Below are 20,664 nucleotides of genomic sequence, written 5' to 3' on the forward strand. Positions count from 1 at the left end.
CTCCGTCGTCAGGCGAGGTGGAAGACCTCGGTCAGCGGTTTCATCGCCTCGTCCGGCCGGGAGCCGTCGAGGGACTCGAAGAAGGGGGACATCTCGGCCTGCCAGCGGGTGTTGACCTCCGTGGCCTCCATGCCGGCCCTGGCCGCCTCGAAGTCCTCGGTCTCCAGGTAGCCGACGAGGAGGCCGTCGTCGCGCAGGAAGAGGGAGTAGTTGTGCCAGCCGGTGGCCGAGAGCGCCTCGCACATCTCGGGCCACACGGCGGCATGGCGTTCGCGGTACTCGGCGATCCGGTCCTGTCGGACCTTGAGCAGGAAACAGACGCGTTGCATGAAGTACCGCTCCTTTGGGGGTCGGGATCAGAAGTCGAACTGGTCGATGTTCCCGGCGTTGAAGACGGTGGGCTTGCCGAGGTTGATCACGCCGTCCTTGCCGATGGTGTACTCGCCCATCGCACCGGCCTTGAAGGTCTCGCCCTCCTTGCCGGTGATCTGGCCGGAGGACAGGGCGACGGCGGTGCGGGCGGCGAGCTCACCGAGCTTGGCCGGGTCCCAGAGCTCGAACGCCTCGACGGTGCCGTTCTTGACGTACTTGCGCATGTCGTTGGGGGTGCCGAGGCCGGTCAGCTTGACCTTGCCCTTGTACTTGGAGCCGGACAGGTACTGGGCGGCGGCCTTGATGCCGACGGTGGTCGGGGAGATGATCCCCTTCAGGTCCGGGTGCTCCTGGAGGAGGCCCTGGGTCTGCTGGAAGGACTGCTGGGCGTCGTCGTTGCCGTAGGCGACCTTGACCAGCTTCATGTCCTTGTACTTGGGGTCCTTGAGCTCTTCCTTCATGAACTCGATCCAGGCGTTCTGGTTCGTCGCGGTCTGTGCGGCGGACAGGATCGCGATCTCGCCCTTGTAGCCGATCTGCTCGGCGAGCAGCTGTACCTCGGTGCGGCCCAGGTCCTCGCCGCTGGCCTGCGAGATGAAGGCGTTGCGGCAGTCGGCGGTGGTGTCCGAGTCGTAGGTGACGACCTTGATGCCGTTCTTCATCGCCTGCTTGAGCGCGGTGCACAGGGCGCCGGGGTCCTGCGCGGAGACGGCCATGGCGTCGACCTGCTGCTGGGTCAGGGTGTTGACGTAGGAGACCTGCCCGGCGGTGTCGGTGGCGCTGGAGGGGCCGACCTCCTTGTAGGCGGAGCCCAGTTCCTTGACGGCCTTCTCGCCGCCCTTGTCGGCGGTGGTGAAGTAGGGGTTGTTGACCTGCTTGGGCAGGAAGCCGACGGTCAGGCCCTTCTTGGTGGCCGCGTTCGGGTCGGCCTTGCCGGCCGAGGCGGCCGCGCCGCCGCCCTCGTTCTTGACGTCCTCCTTGGTGGTGCCGCCGCAGGCGGTGGCGGCCAGGGCGAGCGAGGTGACGGCGGCGAGGGCCGCACAGGTACGACGGAGGGTTGCCTTGCGCATGGTGGGTTCCTTAGGAGCGAGAAGTTTTTCAGGGAGTCGGAGCGGGCGCCTTGGACACCGGTGGTGAGTCGGCGGCTCGGCGTCCGGCCCTCGCCACGGCGATCTGCCGTGCCACGCGCGGTCCGAGTACGGACAGCACCAGCAGCACACCGGTGACGACGATCTGGGACTGCGCGGACACGTCCTGCAGGCTCATCACGTTCTGCAGTGCGCCGAGCAGGAACACACCGGCGATCGCGCCGCCGAGCGTCCCCTTGCCGCCGTCGAAGTCGATGCCGCCGAGCAGCACGGCCGCCACGACGGAGAGTTCGAGGCCGGTGGCGTTGTCGTAGCGGGCGCTGGCGTAGTGCAGCGCCCAGAAGATGCCGGTGAGGGAGGCCATCAGACCGGTCAGGGTGAACAGGATCAGCTTCTGCCGCTTGACGCGGACGCCGGCGAAGCGGGCCGCCTCCTCGCTCGCGCCGGTCGCGAAGAGCGACCGGCCGAACGGGGTGGCGTGCAGGGCGACGACGGCGATGGCGAGCAGCACCAGGAAGGGCAGGAGGGCGTACGGGACGAACGTGTCGCCGATGCGTCCGGCGGCGAAGTCCAGGTACTGGGTGGGGAAGTCGGTCACCGCGTCGGAGCCGAGCACGATCTGTGCGATGCCCCGGTAGGCGGCCAGCGTACCGATGGTGACGGCGAGGGACGGCAGCCCGAGGCGGGTCACCAGCAGGCCGTTGACCAGGCCGCAGACGACACCGATCACCAGGCAGATCGGGATGATCGTCTCGATGGTCATGCCCTGGTTCCACAGGGCGCCCATCACCGCGCCGGACAGGCCGGCCGTGGAGGCCACGGACAGGTCGATCTCGCCGGAGACCACGAGCAGGGTCATGGGCAGGGCGATCAGCGCGATCGGCAGGGTGTTGCCGATGAGGAACGACAGGTTGAGCGCGTTGCCGAAGCCGTCGACGGTGGTGAAGGACAGCAGCAGGACCACGACGAGCAGGGCACCGACGACCGTGTCCCAGCGGACGGCTCGCGTCAGGGACTCAGGCATGGCGGGCGTTCCTCTTCTTCAGGGCGGAGGCCACGCGCAGCGCGACGATCCGGTCGACCGCGATGGCGAGGATGAGCAGGATGCCGTTGATGGCGAGCACCCACACGGAGCTGACGCCGAGGGCGGGCAGCACGCTGTTGATGGAGGTCAGCAGCAGCGCGCCGAGAGCCGCGCCGTAGACGCTGCCGGAGCCGCCGGTGAAGACCACGCCGCCGACCACGACCGCGCTGACGACGGTGAGTTCGTAGCCGTTCCCGGTGCCGGAGTCGACGTTGCCGAACCGGGCCAGGTACAGGGCGCCCGCGAGGCCGGCGAGGGCGCCGCAGAAGGTGTACGCGGCGAGGATCCGCTTGCGTACGGGGATGCCGGCGAGCCGGGCGGCCTCGGGGTTGGAGCCGAGCGCGTACAGCTCGCGTCCGCTGCCGAAGTGCTTGAGGTAGTACGCCGTCGCCACGAGCACCGCGAGCGCGATGAGCGCCAGGTAGGGCACCGCCGAGATGCCGCCGGAGCCGAAGTCGACGAATCCGCCGGGGAGATCGGCCGCGGTGATCTGGCGGGAGCCGACCCAGATGGAGTCGATGCCGCGGATGATGTAGAGCGTGCCGAGGGTGACCACGAGGGCGGGCACCTGGCCGAGGCTGACGAGCAGGCCGTTGAGCAGTCCGAAGCCGATGCCGAGCAGGACGGCGAGGGCGATGGCGACGACCGGGTTCCCGCCGTCCTGGAGGTAGACGCCGGCGGCGAAGGCGCTGATGCCGAGGGTGGAGCCGACGGACAGGTCGACGTTGCGGGTGATGACGACCAGGGACTGGCCGGTGGCGACCAGGACCAGGATGGTCGCGTTCAGCAGCAGGTCCTTGATGCCCTGTTCGGACAGGAACTCGCTGTTGCCGGCCTGGGTGACGGCGATCATCACCAGGAAGACGGCCAGGATGGCCAGTTCGCGCATCTTGAACACGCGGTCCACCAGCCGGGTGGCGCCTGCCTTGGGCACCTCGGCGACGGGGGCTTCTTCGGGAGCGGTGACCGTCATGCGGCGGCCCTCCCGGTGGCTGCGGCCATCACGGTTTCCTCGGTGGCGTCGGTGCGGGGGATCTCGGCGGTGAGCCGGCCCTCGTGCATCACCAGCACGCGGTCGGCCATGCCGAGGATCTCGGGCAGGTCGGAGGAGATCATCAGGACGGCGACGCCGTCGGCGGCGAGCTGGGACAGCAGCCGGTGCACCTCGGCCTTGGTGCCGACGTCGATGCCGCGCGTGGGCTCGTCGACGATCAGCACCTTGGGCCCGGTGGCGAGCCACTTGGCGAGGACGACCTTCTGCTGGTTGCCGCCGGACAGGGTGTTCACCGTGTCGGCGATCCGGGCGTACTTGACCTGGAGCTTGACGGCCCAGTCGAGGGAGCGGCTGCGTTCGGCGCCGCGGTCCATCAGGCCGGCCCTCACGGTCGTACGGAGTCCGGTGAGGCCGATGTTGCGCTCGATGGACATGTCCATCACCAGGCCCTGCGCGCGCCGGTCCTCGGGGACCAGGGCGAGGCCCGCGGCCATGGCCGTGGACGGGGCGCCGTTGGTGAGCTTCCGCCCGTCGATCTCGACCTCGCCGGCGTCCCAGCGGTCGACGCCGAACACGGCGCGGGCCACCTCGGTCCGCCCGGCGCCGACGAGTCCGGCCAGGCCGACGATCTCACCGCGCCGTACGTCGAAGGAGACGTCGGTGAAGACGCCCTCGCGGGTCAGCCGGCGCACGCTCAGGGCGATCTCGCCCGGCGTCACGTCCTGCTTGGGGTAGAGCTCTTCGAGGTCGCGGCCGACCATGCGGCGGACCAGGTCGTCCTCGGTCATGCCGTCCAGCGGCTCGCTGGAGATCCAGGCGCCGTCGCGGAGCGTGGTGACCCGTCGGCAGATCTCGAAGATCTCCTCCAGGCGGTGGGAGATGAACAGCACCGCGGCGCCCTGCTCGCGCAGGGTGCGCACGACGCCGAAGAGCCGGGCGACCTCGCTGCCGGTGAGGGCGGCGGTGGGCTCGTCCATGATCAGGACGCGGGCGTCGAAGGAGAGCGCCTTGGCGATCTCGACGATCTGCTGGTCGGCGATGGACAGACCGCGGGCCGGGCGGTCCGGGTCGAGTTCGACACCGAGCCGCTTCATCAGGGCGGCGGTCGCGTCGTGGGTGGCCCGGTGGTCGATCCGGCCGAGCGCCCGCCGGGGCTGCCGGCCCATGAAGATGTTCTCGGCGATCGACAGGTCGGGGAAGAGCGTGGGCTCCTGGTAGATCACGGCGATGCCGGCGTCGCGGGCGTCACCGGGGCCGTGGAAGACGACCGGCGCGCCGTCGAGCAGTACCTGGCCGGTGTCCGGCCGGTGCACTCCGGCGAGCGTCTTGATGAGGGTCGACTTGCCGGCTCCGTTCTCGCCGGCGAGGGCGTGCACCTCCCCGGGGAACAGCTCCAGGGAGACGTCCCGCAGTGCACGGACCGCGCCGAAGGACTTGGAAATGTCCTTCAGTGCGAGAACCGGGGCCGGACCCGTGTCGGACGGGTGGGTCATGAGGGCTCCTCGACAACGTCGGTGGGAGGCCCTCGCGACGTCGTGAAAGGTTTCAACTGGGTTGCCGGGACGTTAGGCGCGCGACGCATGTCACGTCAATGGGTCCCGGTCGAAAAACTTTCGACAGCTTCAGGTCTCGGCCTGGTTACGGAGGACGGTCTTCGCCGCAGGGGTTGACACCCCTGCGGGAGACCCATAGCTTCCCGTTCTGAATCGTTTCATTCAGTGGTCGTTACGACCCGATGTCACAGGAGCCCTGACGTGACCGAGCTCGCCGCGGTGAAAGCCGCTCTCAAGACACAGGCCGTGGAGACGCCGTCCTGGGCGTACGGGAACTCGGGGACCCGGTTCAAGGTGTTCGCACAACAGGGCGTGCCCCGCACCCCGCAGGAGAAGCTGGACGACGCGGCCCAGGTGCACGCGTTCACGGGTGTCGCGCCGACCGTGGCGCTGCACATCCCGTGGGACAAGGTCGAGGACTACGCGGCGCTGGCCAAGCACGCCGAGGACCGCGGGGTGAGGCTCGGCGCGATCAACTCCAACACCTTCCAGGACGACGCCTACAAGCTCGGGAGCATCTGCGCCCCGGACGCGGTGGTGCGCAGGAAGGCCGTCGACCATCTGCTGGAGTGCGTCGACATCATGGACGCGACCGGCTCCAAGGACCTGAAGCTGTGGTTCGCCGACGGCACGAACTACCCCGGGCAGGACGACATCCGGACGCGGCAGGACCGGCTCGCCGAGGGGCTCGCCGAGGTGTACGAGCGGCTCGGGGACGACCAGCGGATGCTGCTGGAGTACAAGTTCTTCGAGCCGGCCTTCTACACGACGGACGTGCCGGACTGGGGCACCGCCTACGCGCACTGCCTGAAGCTGGGCGAGAAGGCGCAGGTGGTCGTCGACACCGGCCACCACGCTCCGGGGACCAACATCGAGTTCATCGTGGCGACGCTGCTGCGGGAGGGGAAGCTCGGCGCGTTCGACTTCAACTCCCGGTTCTACGCCGACGACGACCTGATGGTCGGCGCCGCCGACCCGTTCCAGCTGTTCCGGATCATGTACGAGGTGATCCGTGGGGGTGGGTTCACTCCCGAGGTGGCGTTCATGCTCGACCAGTGCCACAACATCGAGGCGAAGATCCCGGCGATCATCCGTTCCGTCATGAACGTTCAGGAAGCGACGGCGAAGGCGCTGCTGGTGGACCGGGCGGCACTGGGTGAGGCCCAGGCCTCGGGGGACGTGCTCGAGGCGAACGCCGTGCTGATGGACGCGTACAACACGGACGTGCGTCCGCTGCTGCGTGAGGTGCGGGAGGAGATGGGGCTGGACCCCGAGCCCATGGCCGCGTACCGGCGGTCCGGGTGGGCCGAGAAGATCGTCGCCGAGCGGGTCGGCGGGGAGCAGGCCGGGTGGGGGGCGTAAGCGCCCGCCGGGTTCCGTTCGTCGCGTACTGCCGGCCGTCCGTGGCTGGTCGCGCCCGTGCGGCGGTAGCCGCAAAGGCAACACAGCCCGTGCCCCTGTGGGGCGTTGCACTCCCCCTCTCCGACAAGGACTGAATGCTCATGGCAACCCATCCCGAAGCCGCCGCTCTGCTCGCTCGCTCGCACCGGCTCGGCGCCGATCCCCGCAACACCAACTACGCCGGCGGCAACACCTCCGCCAAGGGGACCGAGACCGATCCCGTCACCGGGGGTGACGTCGAGCTGATGTGGGTCAAGGGGTCCGGTGGGGATCTCGGGACGCTGACCGAGGCGGGGCTGGCCGCGCTGCGGCTGGACCGGCTGCGGGCGCTCACCGACGTCTACCCGGGCGTCGAGCGCGAGGACGAGATGGTCGCCGCGTTCGACTACTGCCTGCACGGCAGGGGCGGTGCGGCCCCCTCGATCGACACCGCGATGCACGGCCTCGTCGACGCCCCGCACGTCGACCACCTCCACCCCGACTCCGGGATCGCGCTCGCCTGCGCGGCCGACGGGGAGAAGCTGACCGCCGAGTGCTTCGGCGACACCGTGGTGTGGGTGCCCTGGCGGCGGCCCGGTTTCCAGCTCGGGCTCGACATCGCCGCCGTGAAAGAGGCCAACCCTCAGGCCATCGGCTGTGTGCTCGGCGGACACGGCATCACCGCGTGGGGCGACACCTCCGAGGAGTGCGAGCGGAACTCGCTGCACATCATCCGCACCGCCGAGGAGTTCCTCGCCGAGCGCGGCCGGCCGGAGCCGTTCGGCCCGGTGATCGAGGGGTACGCGGCGCTGTCCGAGGAGGAGCGGCGGGAGCGGGCCGCCGCCCTGGCGCCGTACGTCCGTGCCGTCGCCTCGCAGGACCGGCCGCAGGTCGGGCACTTCGACGACTCCGACGCCGTACTGGACTTCCTGGCCCGTGCCGAGCACCCGCGGCTGGCCGCGCTGGGCACCTCCTGCCCGGACCACTTCCTGCGCACCAAGGTCCGCCCGCTCGTCCTCGACCTGCCGGCGTCCGCCCCGCCGGCCGAGGCGGTCGCCCGGCTGAAGGAGCTGCACGCGGCCTACCGCGAGGAGTACGCCGCCTACTACGCGCGGCACGCGGAGGCCGGCTCCCCCGCGATGCGCGGGGCCGACCCGGCGATCGTGCTGGTGCCGGGGGTGGGCATGTTCAGCTTCGGCAAGGACAAGCAGACCGCGCGCGTGGCCGGCGAGTTCTACATCAACGCGATCAACGTGATGCGCGGGGCCGAGGCGGTCTCCACGTACGCGCCGATCGAGGAGTCGGAGAAGTTCCGCATCGAGTACTGGGCGCTGGAGGAGGCCAAGCTCCAGCGGATGCCGAAGCCCAAGCCGCTCGCCACCCGGGTGGCGCTGGTGACGGGTGCGGGCAGCGGGATCGGCAGGGCGATCGCCCAGCGGCTGGTCGCCGAGGGCGCGTGTGTCGTCGTGGCCGACCTCAACGGCGAGAACGCCGCGGCCGTCGCCGAGGAGCTGGGCGGGTCCGACAAGGCCGTCGCCGTGACCGTCGACGTCACCTCCGAGGAGCAGATCGCCGGTGCCTTCAAGGCCGCCGTGCTCGCCTTCGGCGGGGTCGACCTGGTGGTGAACAACGCCGGTATCTCGATCTCCAAGCCGCTCCTTGAGACCTCCGCGAAGGACTGGGACCTCCAGCACGACATCATGGCCCGCGGTTCCTTCCTCGTCTCGCGCGAGGCGGCCCGGGTGATGACCGCGCAGGAGCTGGGAGGCGACATCGTCTACATCGCCTCCAAGAACGCCGTCTTCGCGGGCCCGAACAACATCGCCTACTCGGCCACCAAGGCCGACCAGGCCCACCAGGTGCGCCTCCTCGCGGCCGAGCTGGGCGAGCACGGCATCCGGGTCAACGGCGTCAACCCGGACGGTGTGGTGCGCGGCTCCGGGATCTTCGCCGGCGGCTGGGGCGCCCAGCGCGCGGCGACCTACGGCATCGAGGAGGAGAAGCTCGGCGAGTTCTACGCCCAGCGGACCATCCTCAAGCGCGAGGTGCTGCCCGAGCACGTGGCGAACGCCGTGTTCGCGCTGACCGGCGGCGACCTCACCCACACCACCGGACTGCACGTCCCGGTCGACGCCGGCGTCGCCGCCGCGTTCCTGCGATGAGCGTCGTGAAGTCCTACGCCGCGGTCGACCTCGGCGCGTCCAGCGGACGCGTCATGGTCGGCCGCGTCGGCCCCGACAGCCTGGAGCTGACCGAGGTCAACCGTTTCCCCAACCGGCCGGTGCGCGTACCCGAGGGGCTGCGCTGGGACATCCTCTCCCTGTACGCCGGTGTGCTGGACGGGCTGAAGGCGGCCGGCGCGGTGGATTCCGTCGGCATCGACAGCTGGGCCGTGGACTACGGCCTGCTGGACGCGGACGGGGCGCTGCTCGGCAACCCGGTGCACTACCGTGACAGCCGCACCGACCGGATCGCGGAGAAGGTGTGGGCGACCGTGCCCGCCGAGGAGCTGTACGCGGCGACCGGTCTGCAGTACGCGCCGTTCAACACGCTGTACCAGTTGACGGCGGCCCGCGACTCGGCCCAACTGGCGCAGGCCCGACGGCTGTTGCTCATTCCGGATCTGCTGACGTACTGGCTGACCGGTGAGCAGGGCACGGAGCTGACCAACGCCTCGACCACCCAGCTGATCGACCCGCGCACCCGTGACTGGGCGTACGGGGTCGCGGAGCGTCTCGGCATCGACCTCTCGCTGTTCGCGCCGCTGCGGCGGCCCGGGGACGCGGCCGGGGTGCTGCGGCCCGAGGTGCTGGAGGAGACCGGGCTGGCCGGGCCGGTCCCGGTGACGGCGGTCGGCTCGCACGACACCGCGTCCGCGGTGGCCGCCGTACCGGCGGACGGCGAGCGGTTCGCGTACATCTGCACCGGCACCTGGTCGCTGGCCGGCCTGGAGCTGGACGCGCCGGTGCTCACCGAGGAGAGCCGGGCCGCCAACTTCACCAATGAGCTGGGACTGGACGGCACGGTCCGCTATCTGCGCAACATCATGGGCCTGTGGCTGCTCCAGGAGTGTCTGCGGGCCTGGGGGCAGCCGGATCTGGGCGCGCTGCTCCTCGACGCGGACAAGGTGCCGGCGCTGCGGTCGGTGGTGGACGCCGGGGACGCGGCGTTCCTCGCGCCCGGACGGATGCCGGAGCGGATCGCCGAGGCCTGCCGGGACTCGGGACAGCCCGTACCGACCACGCCCGCCGAGATCACACGGTGCATCCTCGACTCGCTCGCCCTGGCCCACCGCAAGGCCGTCACCGACGCGCAGCGGCTCTCCGGGCGGTCGGTCGACGTGGTGCACATCGTGGGCGGCGGCACCCGCAACGCCCTGCTGTGCCAGCTGACCGCCGACGCCTGCGGGCTGCCGGTGGTGTCCGGGCCGACGGAAGCGGCGGCGCTGGGCAATGTGCTGGTGCAGGCCCGTGCCCACGGCCTGGTCGGCGACCTGGCCGGGATGCGGCGGCTGCTCACCCGCACCCAGCTGCTGACACGGTACGAACCGCGCGGCGGTACGCAGCGGTGGCAGGCGGCGCAGGCCCGGCTCGCCCGGGGCTGACGAGGTCTCCCCCGGGCCCCCGCTCCCCCACTACCCTGCATTCACCCGATGATCGATTTCACTAGGAGCCGCGATGCGTGTCGCACTGTTCCTGACCTGTGTCAACGACACGCTGTATCCGGACACCGGGCGCGCCGTGGTGAAACTCCTGACCAGGCTGGGCGTCGACGTCGACTTCCCGATGGCGCAGACCTGCTGCGGTCAGGCGCACTACAACACGGGCTACCGGCACGAGGCCGAACCGCTCGCCCGGCATTTCTCCGATGTCTTCGGGGACTACGAGGCGATCGTGACGCCGTCCGGGTCGTGCGGGGCGATGGTGCGGGAGCTGTATCCGCGGATGGGTGAGCGGGCCCGGGCGGAGGGCCGCGGGGATACCCTCGCGGCGACGCTGGCGCCGGTGGTGCCGAAGACGTACGAGCTCACGGAGTTCCTGGTGGACGTGCTGGGGGTGACGGACGTCGGGGCGTACTACCCGCACAAGGTGACCTACCACCCGACCTGTCACGGGCTGCGCGGCCTTGGCCTGGGCGAGCGGCCGCTGCGGTTGCTGCGGGCGGTGAAGGGGCTGGAGCTGGCCGAGCTGCCGGGGGCCGAGGAGTGCTGCGGTTTCGGCGGCACCTTCGCGCTGAAGAACTCCGACGTCTCGGCGGCGATGGGCACCGACAAGGTGCGCAACGCCGAGTCGACGGGCGCCGAGGTGCTGTGCGCGGCGGACAACTCCTGCCTGATGCACATCGGCGGAACGATGACCAGGCTGCGGACCGGCATGCGGCCGGTGCACATCGCGGAGATCCTGGCGAGCACGGAGGAGGAGCCGGCCGTATGAGCGGGACTTTCGTCGGGATGCCGGCGTTTCCGGTGGCCGCGCGGGACGCCGTACGCGACACCACCCTGCGCGGCAATCTGCGGCACGCCACGCACACCATCCGGGCCAAGCGCGCCGCCGCGGTCGCCGAGGTGTCCGACTGGGCCCAGCTGCGGGAGGCCGGCAAACGGATCAAGGACCACACGCTCCGTCACCTCGACCGCTACCTCGAGCAGTTGGAGGAGTCGGTGACGGCGGCCGGCGGCACCGTGCACTGGGCCGCCGACGCCGACGAGGCCAACCGGATCGTGGCACAACTGGTCAAGGAGACCGGTGAGTCGGAGGTCGTCAAGGTCAAGTCGATGGCCACGCAGGAGATCGGCCTCAACGAGGCCCTGGAGGCGGAGGGCATCGCCGCCTACGAGACCGATCTGGCCGAGCTGATCGTGCAGTTGGGCAAGGACCGGCCCTCGCACATCCTGGTGCCGGCGATCCACCGCAACCGCGGGGAGATCCGGGAGATCTTCGCCCGCGAGATGAGCGAGTGGGGCCGCCCCGCCCCCGAGGGGCTGACGGATACGCCCGCCGAACTCGCCGAGGCGGCCCGGCAGCACCTGCGGGAGAAGTTCCTGCGCGCCAGGGTAGGCGTCTCCGGCGCCAACTTCATGGTCGCCGAGACCGGCACGCTGGTGGTGGTGGAGTCCGAGGGCAACGGGCGGATGTGCCTGACCCTGCCCGAGACGCTGATCTCGGTCGTCGGCATCGAGAAGATCGTGCCGACCTGGCGGGACCTGGAGGTGTTCCTGCAGACCCTGCCGCGCTCCTCGACCGCCGAGCGGATGAACCCGTACACCTCGACGTGGACCGGCACCACGGACGAGGACGGCCCTCGGAACTTCCACCTGGTCCTGCTGGACAACGGCCGCACCGACACCCTCGCCGACGAGGTGGGCCGGCAGGCGCTGCGCTGCATCCGCTGCTCGGCCTGCCTGAACGTGTGCCCGGTGTACGAGCGGGCCGGCGGCCACGCGTACGGCTCGGTCTATCCGGGCCCGATCGGCGCCATCCTCAGCCCCCAGCTGCGGGGCACCGGGAGCGAGATCGACGCCTCCCTGCCGTACGCCTCGTCGCTGTGCGGGGCCTGCTACGAGGTGTGCCCGGTCGCCATCGACATCCCCGAGGTGCTGGTGCACCTGCGGGAACGGGTGGCCCAGGGCGGGGAGGTGACCCGGGACGGCAACAAGGTGGTGCTCAAGCCGGCCAAGGGGCACGCCGCCGAGCGCGCCGCGATGCGCGCCGCCCGCTGGGCGTTCACCTACCCCGGTGCCCTGCGCACCGGCCAGCGCCTCGCCTCGCGCACCCGTCGCCTCCATCCGCGCACCCTGCCGGGCCCCGGCCGGGCGTGGAGCGGGACCCGGGACCTGCCGCCGGTGCCGGCGGAACCGTTCCGGGACTGGTGGCAGCGTACGCAGAGCGGGAAGGGAGCGACGAAGTGAGCAGCAGGGAACGGATCCTGGGCCGGGTGCGGCGGGCCCTCGCCGACGTGCCGAAGGACGACACCCCGTACGAGCGGGCCCTCGCCCGTGACTATCTGCGCGAGCACGGTGAACGCACCGTCGGGCAGACGGTGGACCTCCTCGCGGAGAACCTGGCCGACTACCGGGCCGTCGTGCACCGTACGGACGCGGCCGGACTGGCCGGAATGATCGCCGAACTGCTCGCGGCACGCGGCGCGTCGTCGGTGCTGATCCCGCCCGGCCTCGACGAGGACTGGCTCGCCGGGGCGGAGGTGACGCGGGTCGCGGACCGGGCGGAGAACACCCCGCACGAGCTGGACCGGGTCGACAGCGTGGTCACCGCCTGCGCGGTCGCCATCGCCGAGACGGGCACGATCGTGCTGGACGGCTCCCCCGACCAGGGCCGGCGCCGCATCACCCTCGTCCCCGACCACCACATCTGTGTGGTCCGCGTCCCGGACCAGGTCGTCTCCTCCGTCCCCCAGGCCCTCGAACGCCTCGACCCGGCCCGCCCGCTCACCTGGATCTCCGGTCCCTCGGCGACCAGCGACATCGAACTCGACCGGGTGGAGGGCGTGCACGGACCGCGCACGCTGGAGGTCGTGCTGGTCGGGTGACCCCCTCCGGGGGTGGTCCTGGATACACCCCCCGATACGGGTTCTGCGCCCAATGTGGCGCGGCCGTCTCCTCCGTAGCGTCTTCGGCATGGCACAGGACGTGCCGGACGGAGGAGATGACGATGTTTCGCAACGGGGCACGACGCGACCACGACACGGGACCCGCCCCCGAGGCACTGCGCCTGGTGAAGGTCACCAAGTCCTACGGGACGGCGGACAGCGCCGTGACCGCCCTCGACGGGGTGACGCTCGACCTGGCGCGAGGGACGTTCACCGCGGTGATGGGGCCGTCGGGGTCGGGCAAGTCGACACTGTTGCAGTGCGCGGCGGGTCTGGACCGGCCGGACAGCGGGATCGTGCGGGTCGACGGGACGGAACTGACGGGCGGCGGCGAGGCGGAGCTGACGAAGTTCCGGCGCGGGCGGATCGGGTTCGTCTTCCAGCAGTACAACCTGCTGGAGACGCTGACCGTCGCGCAGAACACGGTACTGCCGCTGAAGCTGGCCGGCAGGCGTGTGGACCGCAGGCGGGCCCGGGAGATCCTCACCGCCGTCGGTCTGGGCGACCGGCTCGGGCACCGGCCCGACCAGTTGTCCGGTGGTCAGCGGCAGCGGGTGGCGATCGCCCGTGCGCTGGTCACCGAACCTCGGGTGATCTTCGCGGACGAGCCGACCGGCGCCCTGGACATGCGCAGCGCCCGGGAGGTGCTGGGGCTGCTGCAGCAGGCGGTGCGGGTGCACGGGCGGACCGTGGTGATGGTGACGCACGACCCGGTCGCCGCCTCCTACGCCGACAGCGTGCTGTTCCTCGCGGACGGCCGTCTCGCCGGCCGGATGGAGGCGCCGACGGCGGACGCGGTGGCCGAGCGGCTGGCGCACCTGGGCGACGGCATGACGGCGGGGGTGTGAGCCGTGCTCGTACTGGCCCTGCGGTCGATCCGGCAACGCCCCGGACGGTTCCTCGCGACGCTGCTGTCCGCCTTCCTCGGCGCGGCGATCATCATGACGTTCAACTCGATGCACGACACGGCCGGGCAGTCGGGCGTGGATCCGGTGAGTTCCGGGACGCTGGGCACGGCGGCCGGTGTGGTCGGCGGATACGGCACGCTGCTGGTGTTCTTCGCGGTGGCCTCGACCCTGACGGTCAACGTGCGGCAGCGCACGAGTGAGCTGGAGCTGCTGCGCTGCTCGGGGGCGACCCCGGCGCAGATCAAGCGGATGGTCGTGGGGGAGGCGGTGGCCGTGGCCCTGGTGGGCGCGGCGCTGGCGATCGGTCCCGCGATGCTCGGCGGGCAGGCGCTGCTGGACATGTTCCAGGACGGCGGCCAGGTCGCACGGTCGGTCGAGTACTCCTTCGGCCCGATCGCGCTGATGTCCGGCGTGTACATCACGCTGCTCGCGGCGGCGGGCGCCGCGTTCCTCGCCGTGCGGCGGGCGACGCGGCGCGGCGGGGAGCGTGCCGGGGCACGGCGGTTCCTGGCATACGGCACCCTGGCCGCCGGGGCCGCCGGGGCCGGTTCCACCTTCGTCTTCTCCGCGACGGACGAGGCGCTGATGGCGCCGGCCGCGTACGGCGCCATCCTGCTGTCGATCGGTCTCGCGCTGCTGTCGCCGGGGCTGCTGAACGGAATGCTCCACCGGCTGTCGCCGAGCGGTGCGAGTGGCTGGCTGGCCGTGCGCAACCTGCGCGAGCGGTCCGCTCACCTCGCCGGGACCCTGGTGTCGCTCATCCTGTTCACCGCGGTGTCCACGGCGACGCTCACCATGCAGGCGGTGGAGAGCGACGCCGTCGCGGCCTCGGGTCTGGTGAAGTCGGTCGACGCGAAGAACCTGGAGACGCTCAACCTCACGGTCGTCGGCATCATCGCGGTCTTCGTCTGCGTCATGCTGGTCAACTCGCTGTACGCCGCGACGACCTACCGCTCCCGTGAGTTCGGGCAGCAGCGCCTGGCGGGGGCGACTCCGGGGCAGGTGCTCGGCGTGGTGGGTGCCGAGGGTGTGATTCTCACGTTCACGGGTGTGCTCCTCGGCACGCTGGCCGCGCTGGCCGGGGTCGTACCGTTCACGGTCGTGCGCACCGACGGGGTGCTGCCGGACCAGTTCCTCGGCACATGGCTCGCCATGGTGTCGGTGACGGCCGCGACGACGCTCGGGACGAGCCTGGCCACAGCCCGGCGCGTGCTGCGTACGCCGGCGGTCCGGGCGGTCGCCGTGACCGCGTGACAGAGCGGTGAGCGAGCGCTTGGGCGGGATCCGGGCACCCCTTGGGTGTCCGGACCGCGTCGTTCCCGCGTTCAGCCGAAGGCCGGCACAGCGGCGCGGAGACGCGTACGCGGTCAGCCCGCCCCCGCCCGGCACCAGCGCCGTTTCGGACCGGATCGGGCGTGTACCGACGCAGATCGCCAATCCGCCAACATCCCGCCATGTCCGACACCGCCGCGCAGCACTAGGGAACCGATGCCCGATCCACTGAGCCGAGACCCTCTTGCCGCCGTGACCGCCGCGGGCGAGACCCTCTCCGTCCCCGACGATCACAAGAAGGCGCTGCTGGAAGAGCTCGGGCCCGGGGAAGCCGTGCGGGCCGTCTACCACGACGGCTGGGGCTACGCCGTGTTGACGGGCAGGGGCCTCATCCTGCTCGGCAGCCTGATGTCGGCCAAGGCCACCCGCGTCCCCGGGCCGCTGCGCATCCTGCGCCGCGCGTCAGGGATTCTGGACTCCGTCGAGATCCTCGTCGACGGCAAGCCGCACAAGCTGCGCGGCTCGAAGATCGATCCGAAGGGCGCTCTCCTCGAAGCGGCGGGGGAACTCCTTCCTCCCGGCTCCCCCTTGCGGCCGGGGCGGGGGAAGCGGGTGTCCACGTGGGTGCGGCGGCATCCGGTGCTGGTGCCGGTGCTCGCGGTCCCGGTGGTCGTGGGCGGGCTGCTTTCCGGCTCCGGTGGACAGGAGACCGTCGTAACGGACGGCAAGAACCTCGCCGAGGTCGTCGTCACCGACTTCCAGGGGTTCACGCTCACCACAGCGGCGGCGCGGGCTCGTGACGACGGCTGGCGGACGGTGTCGGCGATGGACGCCACCTCCGACTCCCGGCCGGTCAGGACCGACGACGCCGACTGGCGGGTCTGCTTCCAGACTCCCGCCCGCGACGAGACGGTGCGCCCGTCCGCCGGGGCGCTGACGCTGTACGCGGTGCCCGAGCGGGAGGGGTGCCCGACGCAGCTGCGCGGTCCCCGGCGGGTCGTGATGCCGGACCTCGTCGGTGTGCTGTTCGACGACGCCGCCTGGACTCTCGGCGAACTCGGCCTCGACCCCGTGTTCCCCTTCCATACGCACTCCGGCAAGCGCTTGGACGAGGGGGAGCAGGATCTGGGCGACTGGGCGGTGTGCCGACAGGACCCGGAAGCCGGTACGGAGGTCGCGGCCTCGGAGCCGGTCCACCTGTGGCTGATCGGTTCCGGTGAGCCGTGCGCCGAGCCCAGCCCGACACCCAAGCCGAAGCCGAAGCCCAAGCCGGCTCCGAAGCCGGACCCCCAGCCGTCGTACGACAGCACCTCGGGAAGCGGCTCCACAGGCGGCAGACACGGGAAGCACCGGCGGGAGCTCGTCGAGCGGCGGCTCCGGCAGCGTGGGCTCCAGCAGCAGCGGCGGTTCCTCCGGCGGTTCGGACTCGGGCGGGGACGGTCAGGCCGGCATCGGGTTCGGGCAGTTCTGCTCACCCGTGGGCGCCACCGCGACGACCGCCGACGGCCGTCCCGCGAAGTGCTCCACGGGCAAGGACGGCCGGGCGCGTTGGGGGTACAACTCCGGGTGACCGGCAACCGGGCAGGCTAGTCGGCCTTGGCGTACTCCTGGGCCATGCCGCCCGCGAAGTCGTGCACCACGACCTGGTCGTCGCCGACGACCCACGCGTCGTGGCCCGGTGCGCAGACGAAGACGTCTCCGGGGCCGACCTCCTGCTCCGCGCCGTCGTCCATGCGGATGTGCATACGGCCCTGGACGACATAGCCGTTGTGGTGGATCCGGCAGCTCTCCGTCCCCGCGATGGGACCGACGGACTCCGACCAGCGCCACCCGGGCTCGAATGTGGCCACGGCGAAGTCCAGCCCTGTCATATGGACGGCTTCCAGGTGCCCCTTGGGGAAGTCGCGCCTCTCGTCCGGCTTGTCCAGCGTCTTGATCTCGAGCATGACCCTGTTCCCTTCCGACCGTCGCCCTGCACGGCCGGGTCCGGTCTCCGTCTGCCTCGAACGGCACCGGCGGGGGCCGGGCCCCACCACTCCATCGTCCGCCTGTCCACTCGGGAACGCCATTCGGGTGATGCCGGTGCGTCAGTCGCCCGGACCGCAGAGCCGGGCGAAGCGGCCGGCGTCGATGTTGCCGCCGGACAGGATCAGGCCGACGCGGGGCGGGAGCGGGCCCGCGCGGCCGGTCAGCAGGGCGGCGAGCGGGGTGGCGCCGCTCGGCTCGAGGACGATCCTCAGGCGTTCGAAGGCGAACCGCATCGCGTCCCTGATCTCGTCGTCGCCGACCAGCACGATCCCGTCCAGGAGCCGCCGGTTGAGGGAGAACGTCAGCTCGCCCGGGGTGTGCAGCGCCTGGCCGTCGGCGATGGTACGCGGGACCGGGATGCTGACGCGCCGACCCGCCTCCAGGGATCTCCTGGTGTCGTCGCCGGTCTCCGGCTCGACGCCGATCACCCGGGTCGCGGGGTGCAGGCCCTTGACGGCGGTGGCGCTTCCGGCGATCAGTCCCCCACCGCCGACCGGTGCGAGCAGCACGTCCAACTCCCCCACTTCTTGTACGAGTTCGAGGGCTGCCGTGCCCTGTCCCGCGATGACGTGCGGGTGCTCGTAGGGCGGGACGAGGGTCAGGCCGCGCTCGGCGGCGAGGGCCTCGGCGAGGGCGACCCGGTCGCCGGTGTACCGGTCGTAGGTGACGATCTCGGCGCCGTATCCCTCGGTGGCCGCCCGCTTCGACGGCGGGGCGTCCTCGGGCATGACGATGACGGCGGTGGTGCCCAGTTCCCGGGCGGCCAGGGCGACGGCCTGGGCGTGGTTCCCGGAGGAGTAGGCGGCGATGCCCCGGGCCAGCCGGTCGGGGGTGAGCCGGGAGGCCGCGTTGTAGGCGCCGCGGAACTTGAAGGCGCCCACGCGCTGGAAGTTCTCGCACTTGAGGTGGACCTCGGCACCGGCGAGCGCGTCCAGGGTGCGGGAGCGCAGGACGGGCGTGCGGTGGGCGACCCCCTCGAGGCGCTCGGCGGCGGCGCGGACGTCGTCGAGAGTGACCGGCGGGGTGGTGGTCGTCATGTGGTGCCTCCGGCGGGGGTCGGTTCGGTCGTCGTCCTGGACCGGGAGAGGTAGCTGTAGGCGGAGGCGCGGGAGATGCCGAGCCGGCCGGCGACCTGCTCGACCGCGCGCCGCACGGCGAAGACGCCGCGGGCGTCCAGGTCCCGGAACAGCCGCAGTCGTTCCTCGCGGTCGAGCCGGTCCCAGTCCCGGTGCTGCCGCGACCGGTGGGCGTCGACGATCGCCTCGACCACGGAGTCGATGTCGTCGCCGAAGGTGGTCGTCGGCGGTTCGGCGGAACCGGTGCCGAGACCGGCGAGGGCGCCGAGCAGGGTGTGCGCCCGGCCGACGGCGGTGACGTCGACGTTGACGCACAGGGCGCCGAACACCGCTCCCGCGGAGTCCCGGAGCACCATCGTGGAGGACTTCACGGTGGTGCCGTTCCCGGTCCGGGTGACGTAGTTGAGCTCGTCGGCGGCCTCGTCGCCCCGGGCCAGGACCCGCATGCCGATCTCGCTCATCGCCCCGCCCACCGTCCGCCCGGTCACGGAGCCCGCCACGGCGACCACCGATCCCTCCGGGCGGCGGTAGTCGTGCAGCACCACCTCGCAGACCGGTCCGAACGTCGCGGCGATCCCGTCGACAAGCGGCGCCAGCGCGGCGAGAATCGCGTCCCGCTCGGCGTTCCGGCCCTGTGCGGCCGTCATGAGCACACCTTCCTGCCGTTCCACCACCTTTCCTGGATCATACGTCCAGCCTCTGGACTGTCAGTCCAGAGGCGGTCTCCGTGCGGCTGTGCTCGTCCCCTCCGCCTCGGCGACGAGGGCGGCGAGGGTCGTCCGCGCGCGGGCGACGCGGGAGCGGACCGTGCCGACCGGGCAGTCGCCGAGGGCCGCCGCCTCCGTGTACGGCAGCCCGAGCAGCTGGGTGAGGACGAACGCCTCGCGCCGCTCGTCCGGCAGCCGGTCCAGCAGATCGAGCAGCACGATCCCGTCGTCGAATCCGGGCAGCCCGCGCGGCTGCGCCCGTTCCACGGTCAGCTGCCAGTCGCAGACATCGGCCGTCCGGGGCCGTACGGCCGTGTACCGGTGGCTGTCGGCCACCGCGCGGCGGGCGATGGCCAGCAGCCAGGTGCGGGCCGAGGAACGTCCCTCGAACCGGTGCAGGCTGCCGAGTGCCCGCAGGAACGTGTCCTGGGCCAGATCGTCCACCGCCTGCGGGTCGGCGCACAGATGGGCGATGTACCGGATGACGTCACGGTGCACGGCGCGGACGAAGCGGTCGACGGCGTCGGAGTCACCGCCGCGCGCGGCCAGCGCCCAGGCGGTCGCCGCGTCGTCGGTGGGTCTCCCGGCAGAGGCGGGCAGGGTGGAAGTGATCACCTGATGTCCTTCGCGGAGGAACCGGGAACCGCGGGCGTGCGCGGCCCGGTCGGCGGGGATACGGCCGCGGGCGGTACGCGGAGCAGGGCTGTACCGGCACACGGCCGGAGCCCGGGGCGCGCAGGGGCGGCCCGGGGTGTCACCGGCTGCCGTCAGACGGCAGCGGCCCCGGCGGGCGGACCGCGTGAGGTGATCGCGTGGACGAGAAGGAGGAGACGCGGCGCGCGGTCCGAGCGGCGGCACCGGCGGACGCGGAGGGACGGACGGTGCGGCGGCACCGGCGCGAGGAACAGCAGCCGCGTCGGGGCGGCCAGCCATCCGCCGACGGCCCGCAGCACCCGGAACACCGCCCGCTCGCCGTACCCGAGCCACAGACCGCACAGCAGCGCGGCCAGCAGGTGGGCGGCGAGCATGCCGGCCGAGGAGTGGCCGGAGGGTGCCATGTGCCCCTCCATGCCCGCACCCGTCCCTGTCCCCGTGGGCATGGAGTGCGTGCCGTGCGGCATCGCGCCCATGTCCATGGAGTCGGTGCCGGAGGGGCCCACCACGGAGAAGGCCGAGTGCAGAACCGTCTGGGCGGCGACGGCGACGGCGGTGATCAGCGGCAGTCCGCGCTCACGCCCCGCGAGTCCCCAGCCCAGGGCGCCGGTCACGGCCCAGCCGGCCGCCAGTGTCCGGAGGGGTACATGGTCGCCGGACATCATGACGTGCCCCAGGGCGGCGAGCACCACACAGACGGCCGCGAACACCGCGGCCCGCCCCGTGCGAGCACCCCACCCAGCAGTCATGGCCCCTCATCGTCGCATCCGGGCCCCTACAGGTCACCCGTGGATACGGCTCCTCCCACGCCCGCAACTCATTCCCCGCGATGTGATCCCGAACACCTTTTTCCGGCACAGGAGTTGGCGCGAGGCACGTCTTGTCCCCCGAGCGAGCTACAGCCAAGTGTCCCCTGTGCGGTGACGATTACCGGCCACCGGA

At 71.6% G+C, this 20,664-nt stretch carries 19 protein-coding genes; 9 read left to right on the plus strand and 10 right to left on the minus strand.

Annotated features, from left to right (window positions below; all coding sequences use genetic code 11):
* Window positions 1-8: 8 nt before the first annotated feature.
* From ACH4VX_RS31515 to ACH4VX_RS31535, 5 genes are read right to left on the minus strand one after another with little or no spacing between them, the layout of a single operon-like run.
* On the minus strand, window positions 9-329 hold the full coding sequence (locus ACH4VX_RS31515; protein ID WP_398372199.1) for an L-rhamnose mutarotase: 321 nt from the start codon (window positions 327-329) through the stop codon (window positions 9-11).
* 27 nt (window positions 330-356) lie between these two features.
* The gene (gene rhaS, locus ACH4VX_RS31520; RefSeq protein WP_398372200.1) at window positions 357-1,442 is read right to left on the minus strand and encodes a rhamnose ABC transporter substrate-binding protein; all 1,086 of its coding nucleotides are present in this window, start codon (window positions 1,440-1,442) and stop codon (window positions 357-359) included.
* A gap of 28 nt (window positions 1,443-1,470) precedes the next feature.
* A complete protein-coding gene (locus ACH4VX_RS31525) occupies window positions 1,471-2,484 on the minus strand; it encodes an ABC transporter permease (protein ID WP_398372202.1) in 1,014 nt (337 codons plus the stop codon).
* Window positions 2,477-3,517 carry an ABC transporter permease gene (locus ACH4VX_RS31530; protein WP_398372204.1) on the minus strand — a complete coding sequence of 347 codons (1,041 nt, stop codon included), beginning with the start codon at window positions 3,515-3,517 and terminating at the stop codon, window positions 2,477-2,479. The genes ACH4VX_RS31525 and ACH4VX_RS31530 overlap by 8 nt, the downstream gene beginning before the upstream one ends.
* The gene (locus ACH4VX_RS31535) at window positions 3,514-5,031 is read right to left on the minus strand and encodes a sugar ABC transporter ATP-binding protein (protein ID WP_398372205.1); all 1,518 of its coding nucleotides are present in this window, start codon (window positions 5,029-5,031) and stop codon (window positions 3,514-3,516) included. Before ACH4VX_RS31535 ends, ACH4VX_RS31530 begins: the two co-directional genes overlap by 4 nt.
* Before the next feature lie 261 nt (window positions 5,032-5,292).
* On the opposite strand from ACH4VX_RS31535, the gene rhaI reads away from it, so the two are divergent.
* The 9 genes from rhaI to ACH4VX_RS31580 all read left to right on the plus strand — a co-directional run bounded on the left by rhaI (window position 5,293) and on the right by ACH4VX_RS31580 (window position 16,847).
* Window positions 5,293-6,453, plus strand: a complete 1,161-nt coding sequence (gene rhaI / locus ACH4VX_RS31540) for an L-rhamnose isomerase (protein WP_398372207.1) — start codon at window positions 5,293-5,295, stop codon at window positions 6,451-6,453.
* 140 nt (window positions 6,454-6,593) lie between these two features.
* Window positions 6,594-8,633: a bifunctional aldolase/short-chain dehydrogenase gene (locus ACH4VX_RS31545; RefSeq protein ID WP_398372209.1), complete on the plus strand. Its 2,040-nt coding sequence runs from the start codon at window positions 6,594-6,596 to the stop codon at window positions 8,631-8,633.
* The gene (locus ACH4VX_RS31550) at window positions 8,630-10,075 is read left to right on the plus strand and encodes a rhamnulokinase family protein (RefSeq protein ID WP_398372210.1); all 1,446 of its coding nucleotides are present in this window, start codon (window positions 8,630-8,632) and stop codon (window positions 10,073-10,075) included. The genes ACH4VX_RS31545 and ACH4VX_RS31550 overlap by 4 nt, the downstream gene beginning before the upstream one ends.
* A 73-nt stretch (window positions 10,076-10,148) precedes the next feature.
* Window positions 10,149-10,904 carry a (Fe-S)-binding protein gene (locus ACH4VX_RS31555; RefSeq protein ID WP_398372211.1) on the plus strand — a complete coding sequence of 252 codons (756 nt, stop codon included), beginning with the start codon at window positions 10,149-10,151 and terminating at the stop codon, window positions 10,902-10,904.
* Window positions 10,901-12,379 carry a LutB/LldF family L-lactate oxidation iron-sulfur protein gene (locus ACH4VX_RS31560; RefSeq protein ID WP_398372212.1) on the plus strand — a complete coding sequence of 493 codons (1,479 nt, stop codon included), beginning with the start codon at window positions 10,901-10,903 and terminating at the stop codon, window positions 12,377-12,379. Before ACH4VX_RS31555 ends, ACH4VX_RS31560 begins: the two co-directional genes overlap by 4 nt.
* Entirely contained in the window at window positions 12,376-13,017 is a 642-nt protein-coding gene (locus tag ACH4VX_RS31565; RefSeq protein ID WP_398372214.1) for a lactate utilization protein C, read from the plus strand. Before ACH4VX_RS31560 ends, ACH4VX_RS31565 begins: the two co-directional genes overlap by 4 nt.
* Before the next feature lie 122 nt (window positions 13,018-13,139).
* Window positions 13,140-13,925 (plus strand): ABC transporter ATP-binding protein, encoded by a 786-nt coding sequence (locus tag ACH4VX_RS31570; protein ID WP_398372216.1) that lies wholly within the window; start codon window positions 13,140-13,142, stop codon window positions 13,923-13,925.
* A gap of 3 nt (window positions 13,926-13,928) precedes the next feature.
* Window positions 13,929-15,239: an FtsX-like permease family protein gene (locus ACH4VX_RS31575; RefSeq protein ID WP_398372217.1), complete on the plus strand. Its 1,311-nt coding sequence runs from the start codon at window positions 13,929-13,931 to the stop codon at window positions 15,237-15,239.
* A gap of 270 nt (window positions 15,240-15,509) precedes the next feature.
* On the plus strand, window positions 15,510-16,847 hold the full coding sequence (locus tag ACH4VX_RS31580; RefSeq protein ID WP_398372219.1) for a PASTA domain-containing protein: 1,338 nt from the start codon (window positions 15,510-15,512) through the stop codon (window positions 16,845-16,847).
* Here the strand turns inward: ACH4VX_RS31580 and ACH4VX_RS31585 are convergent.
* From ACH4VX_RS31585 to ACH4VX_RS31605, 5 genes are all read right to left on the minus strand, one after another.
* Window positions 16,844-17,203, minus strand: coding sequence for a cupin domain-containing protein (locus ACH4VX_RS31585; RefSeq protein WP_398372220.1), 360 nt, complete (start codon window positions 17,201-17,203; stop codon window positions 16,844-16,846). The two genes, ACH4VX_RS31580 and ACH4VX_RS31585, sit on opposite strands and share 4 nt — an antisense overlap.
* 141 nt (window positions 17,204-17,344) lie before the next feature.
* On the minus strand, window positions 17,345-18,322 hold the full coding sequence (locus tag ACH4VX_RS31590) for a pyridoxal-phosphate dependent enzyme (protein ID WP_398372221.1): 978 nt from the start codon (window positions 18,320-18,322) through the stop codon (window positions 17,345-17,347).
* A complete protein-coding gene (locus ACH4VX_RS31595) occupies window positions 18,319-19,008 on the minus strand; it encodes a transcriptional regulator (RefSeq protein WP_398372223.1) in 690 nt (229 codons plus the stop codon). Before ACH4VX_RS31595 ends, ACH4VX_RS31590 begins: the two co-directional genes overlap by 4 nt.
* 60 nt (window positions 19,009-19,068) lie before the next feature.
* Window positions 19,069-19,683 (minus strand): sigma-70 family RNA polymerase sigma factor, encoded by a 615-nt coding sequence (locus ACH4VX_RS31600; protein WP_398372225.1) that lies wholly within the window; start codon window positions 19,681-19,683, stop codon window positions 19,069-19,071.
* 152 nt (window positions 19,684-19,835) lie between these two features.
* On the minus strand, window positions 19,836-20,471 hold the full coding sequence (locus ACH4VX_RS31605; RefSeq protein WP_398372227.1) for a hypothetical protein: 636 nt from the start codon (window positions 20,469-20,471) through the stop codon (window positions 19,836-19,838).
* Between the last annotated feature and the right edge of the window lie 193 nt (window positions 20,472-20,664).

It is taken from the genome of Streptomyces sp. NPDC020731 (genome assembly GCF_044334705.1).
Lineage (GTDB): Bacteria > Actinomycetota > Actinomycetes > Streptomycetales > Streptomycetaceae > Streptomyces.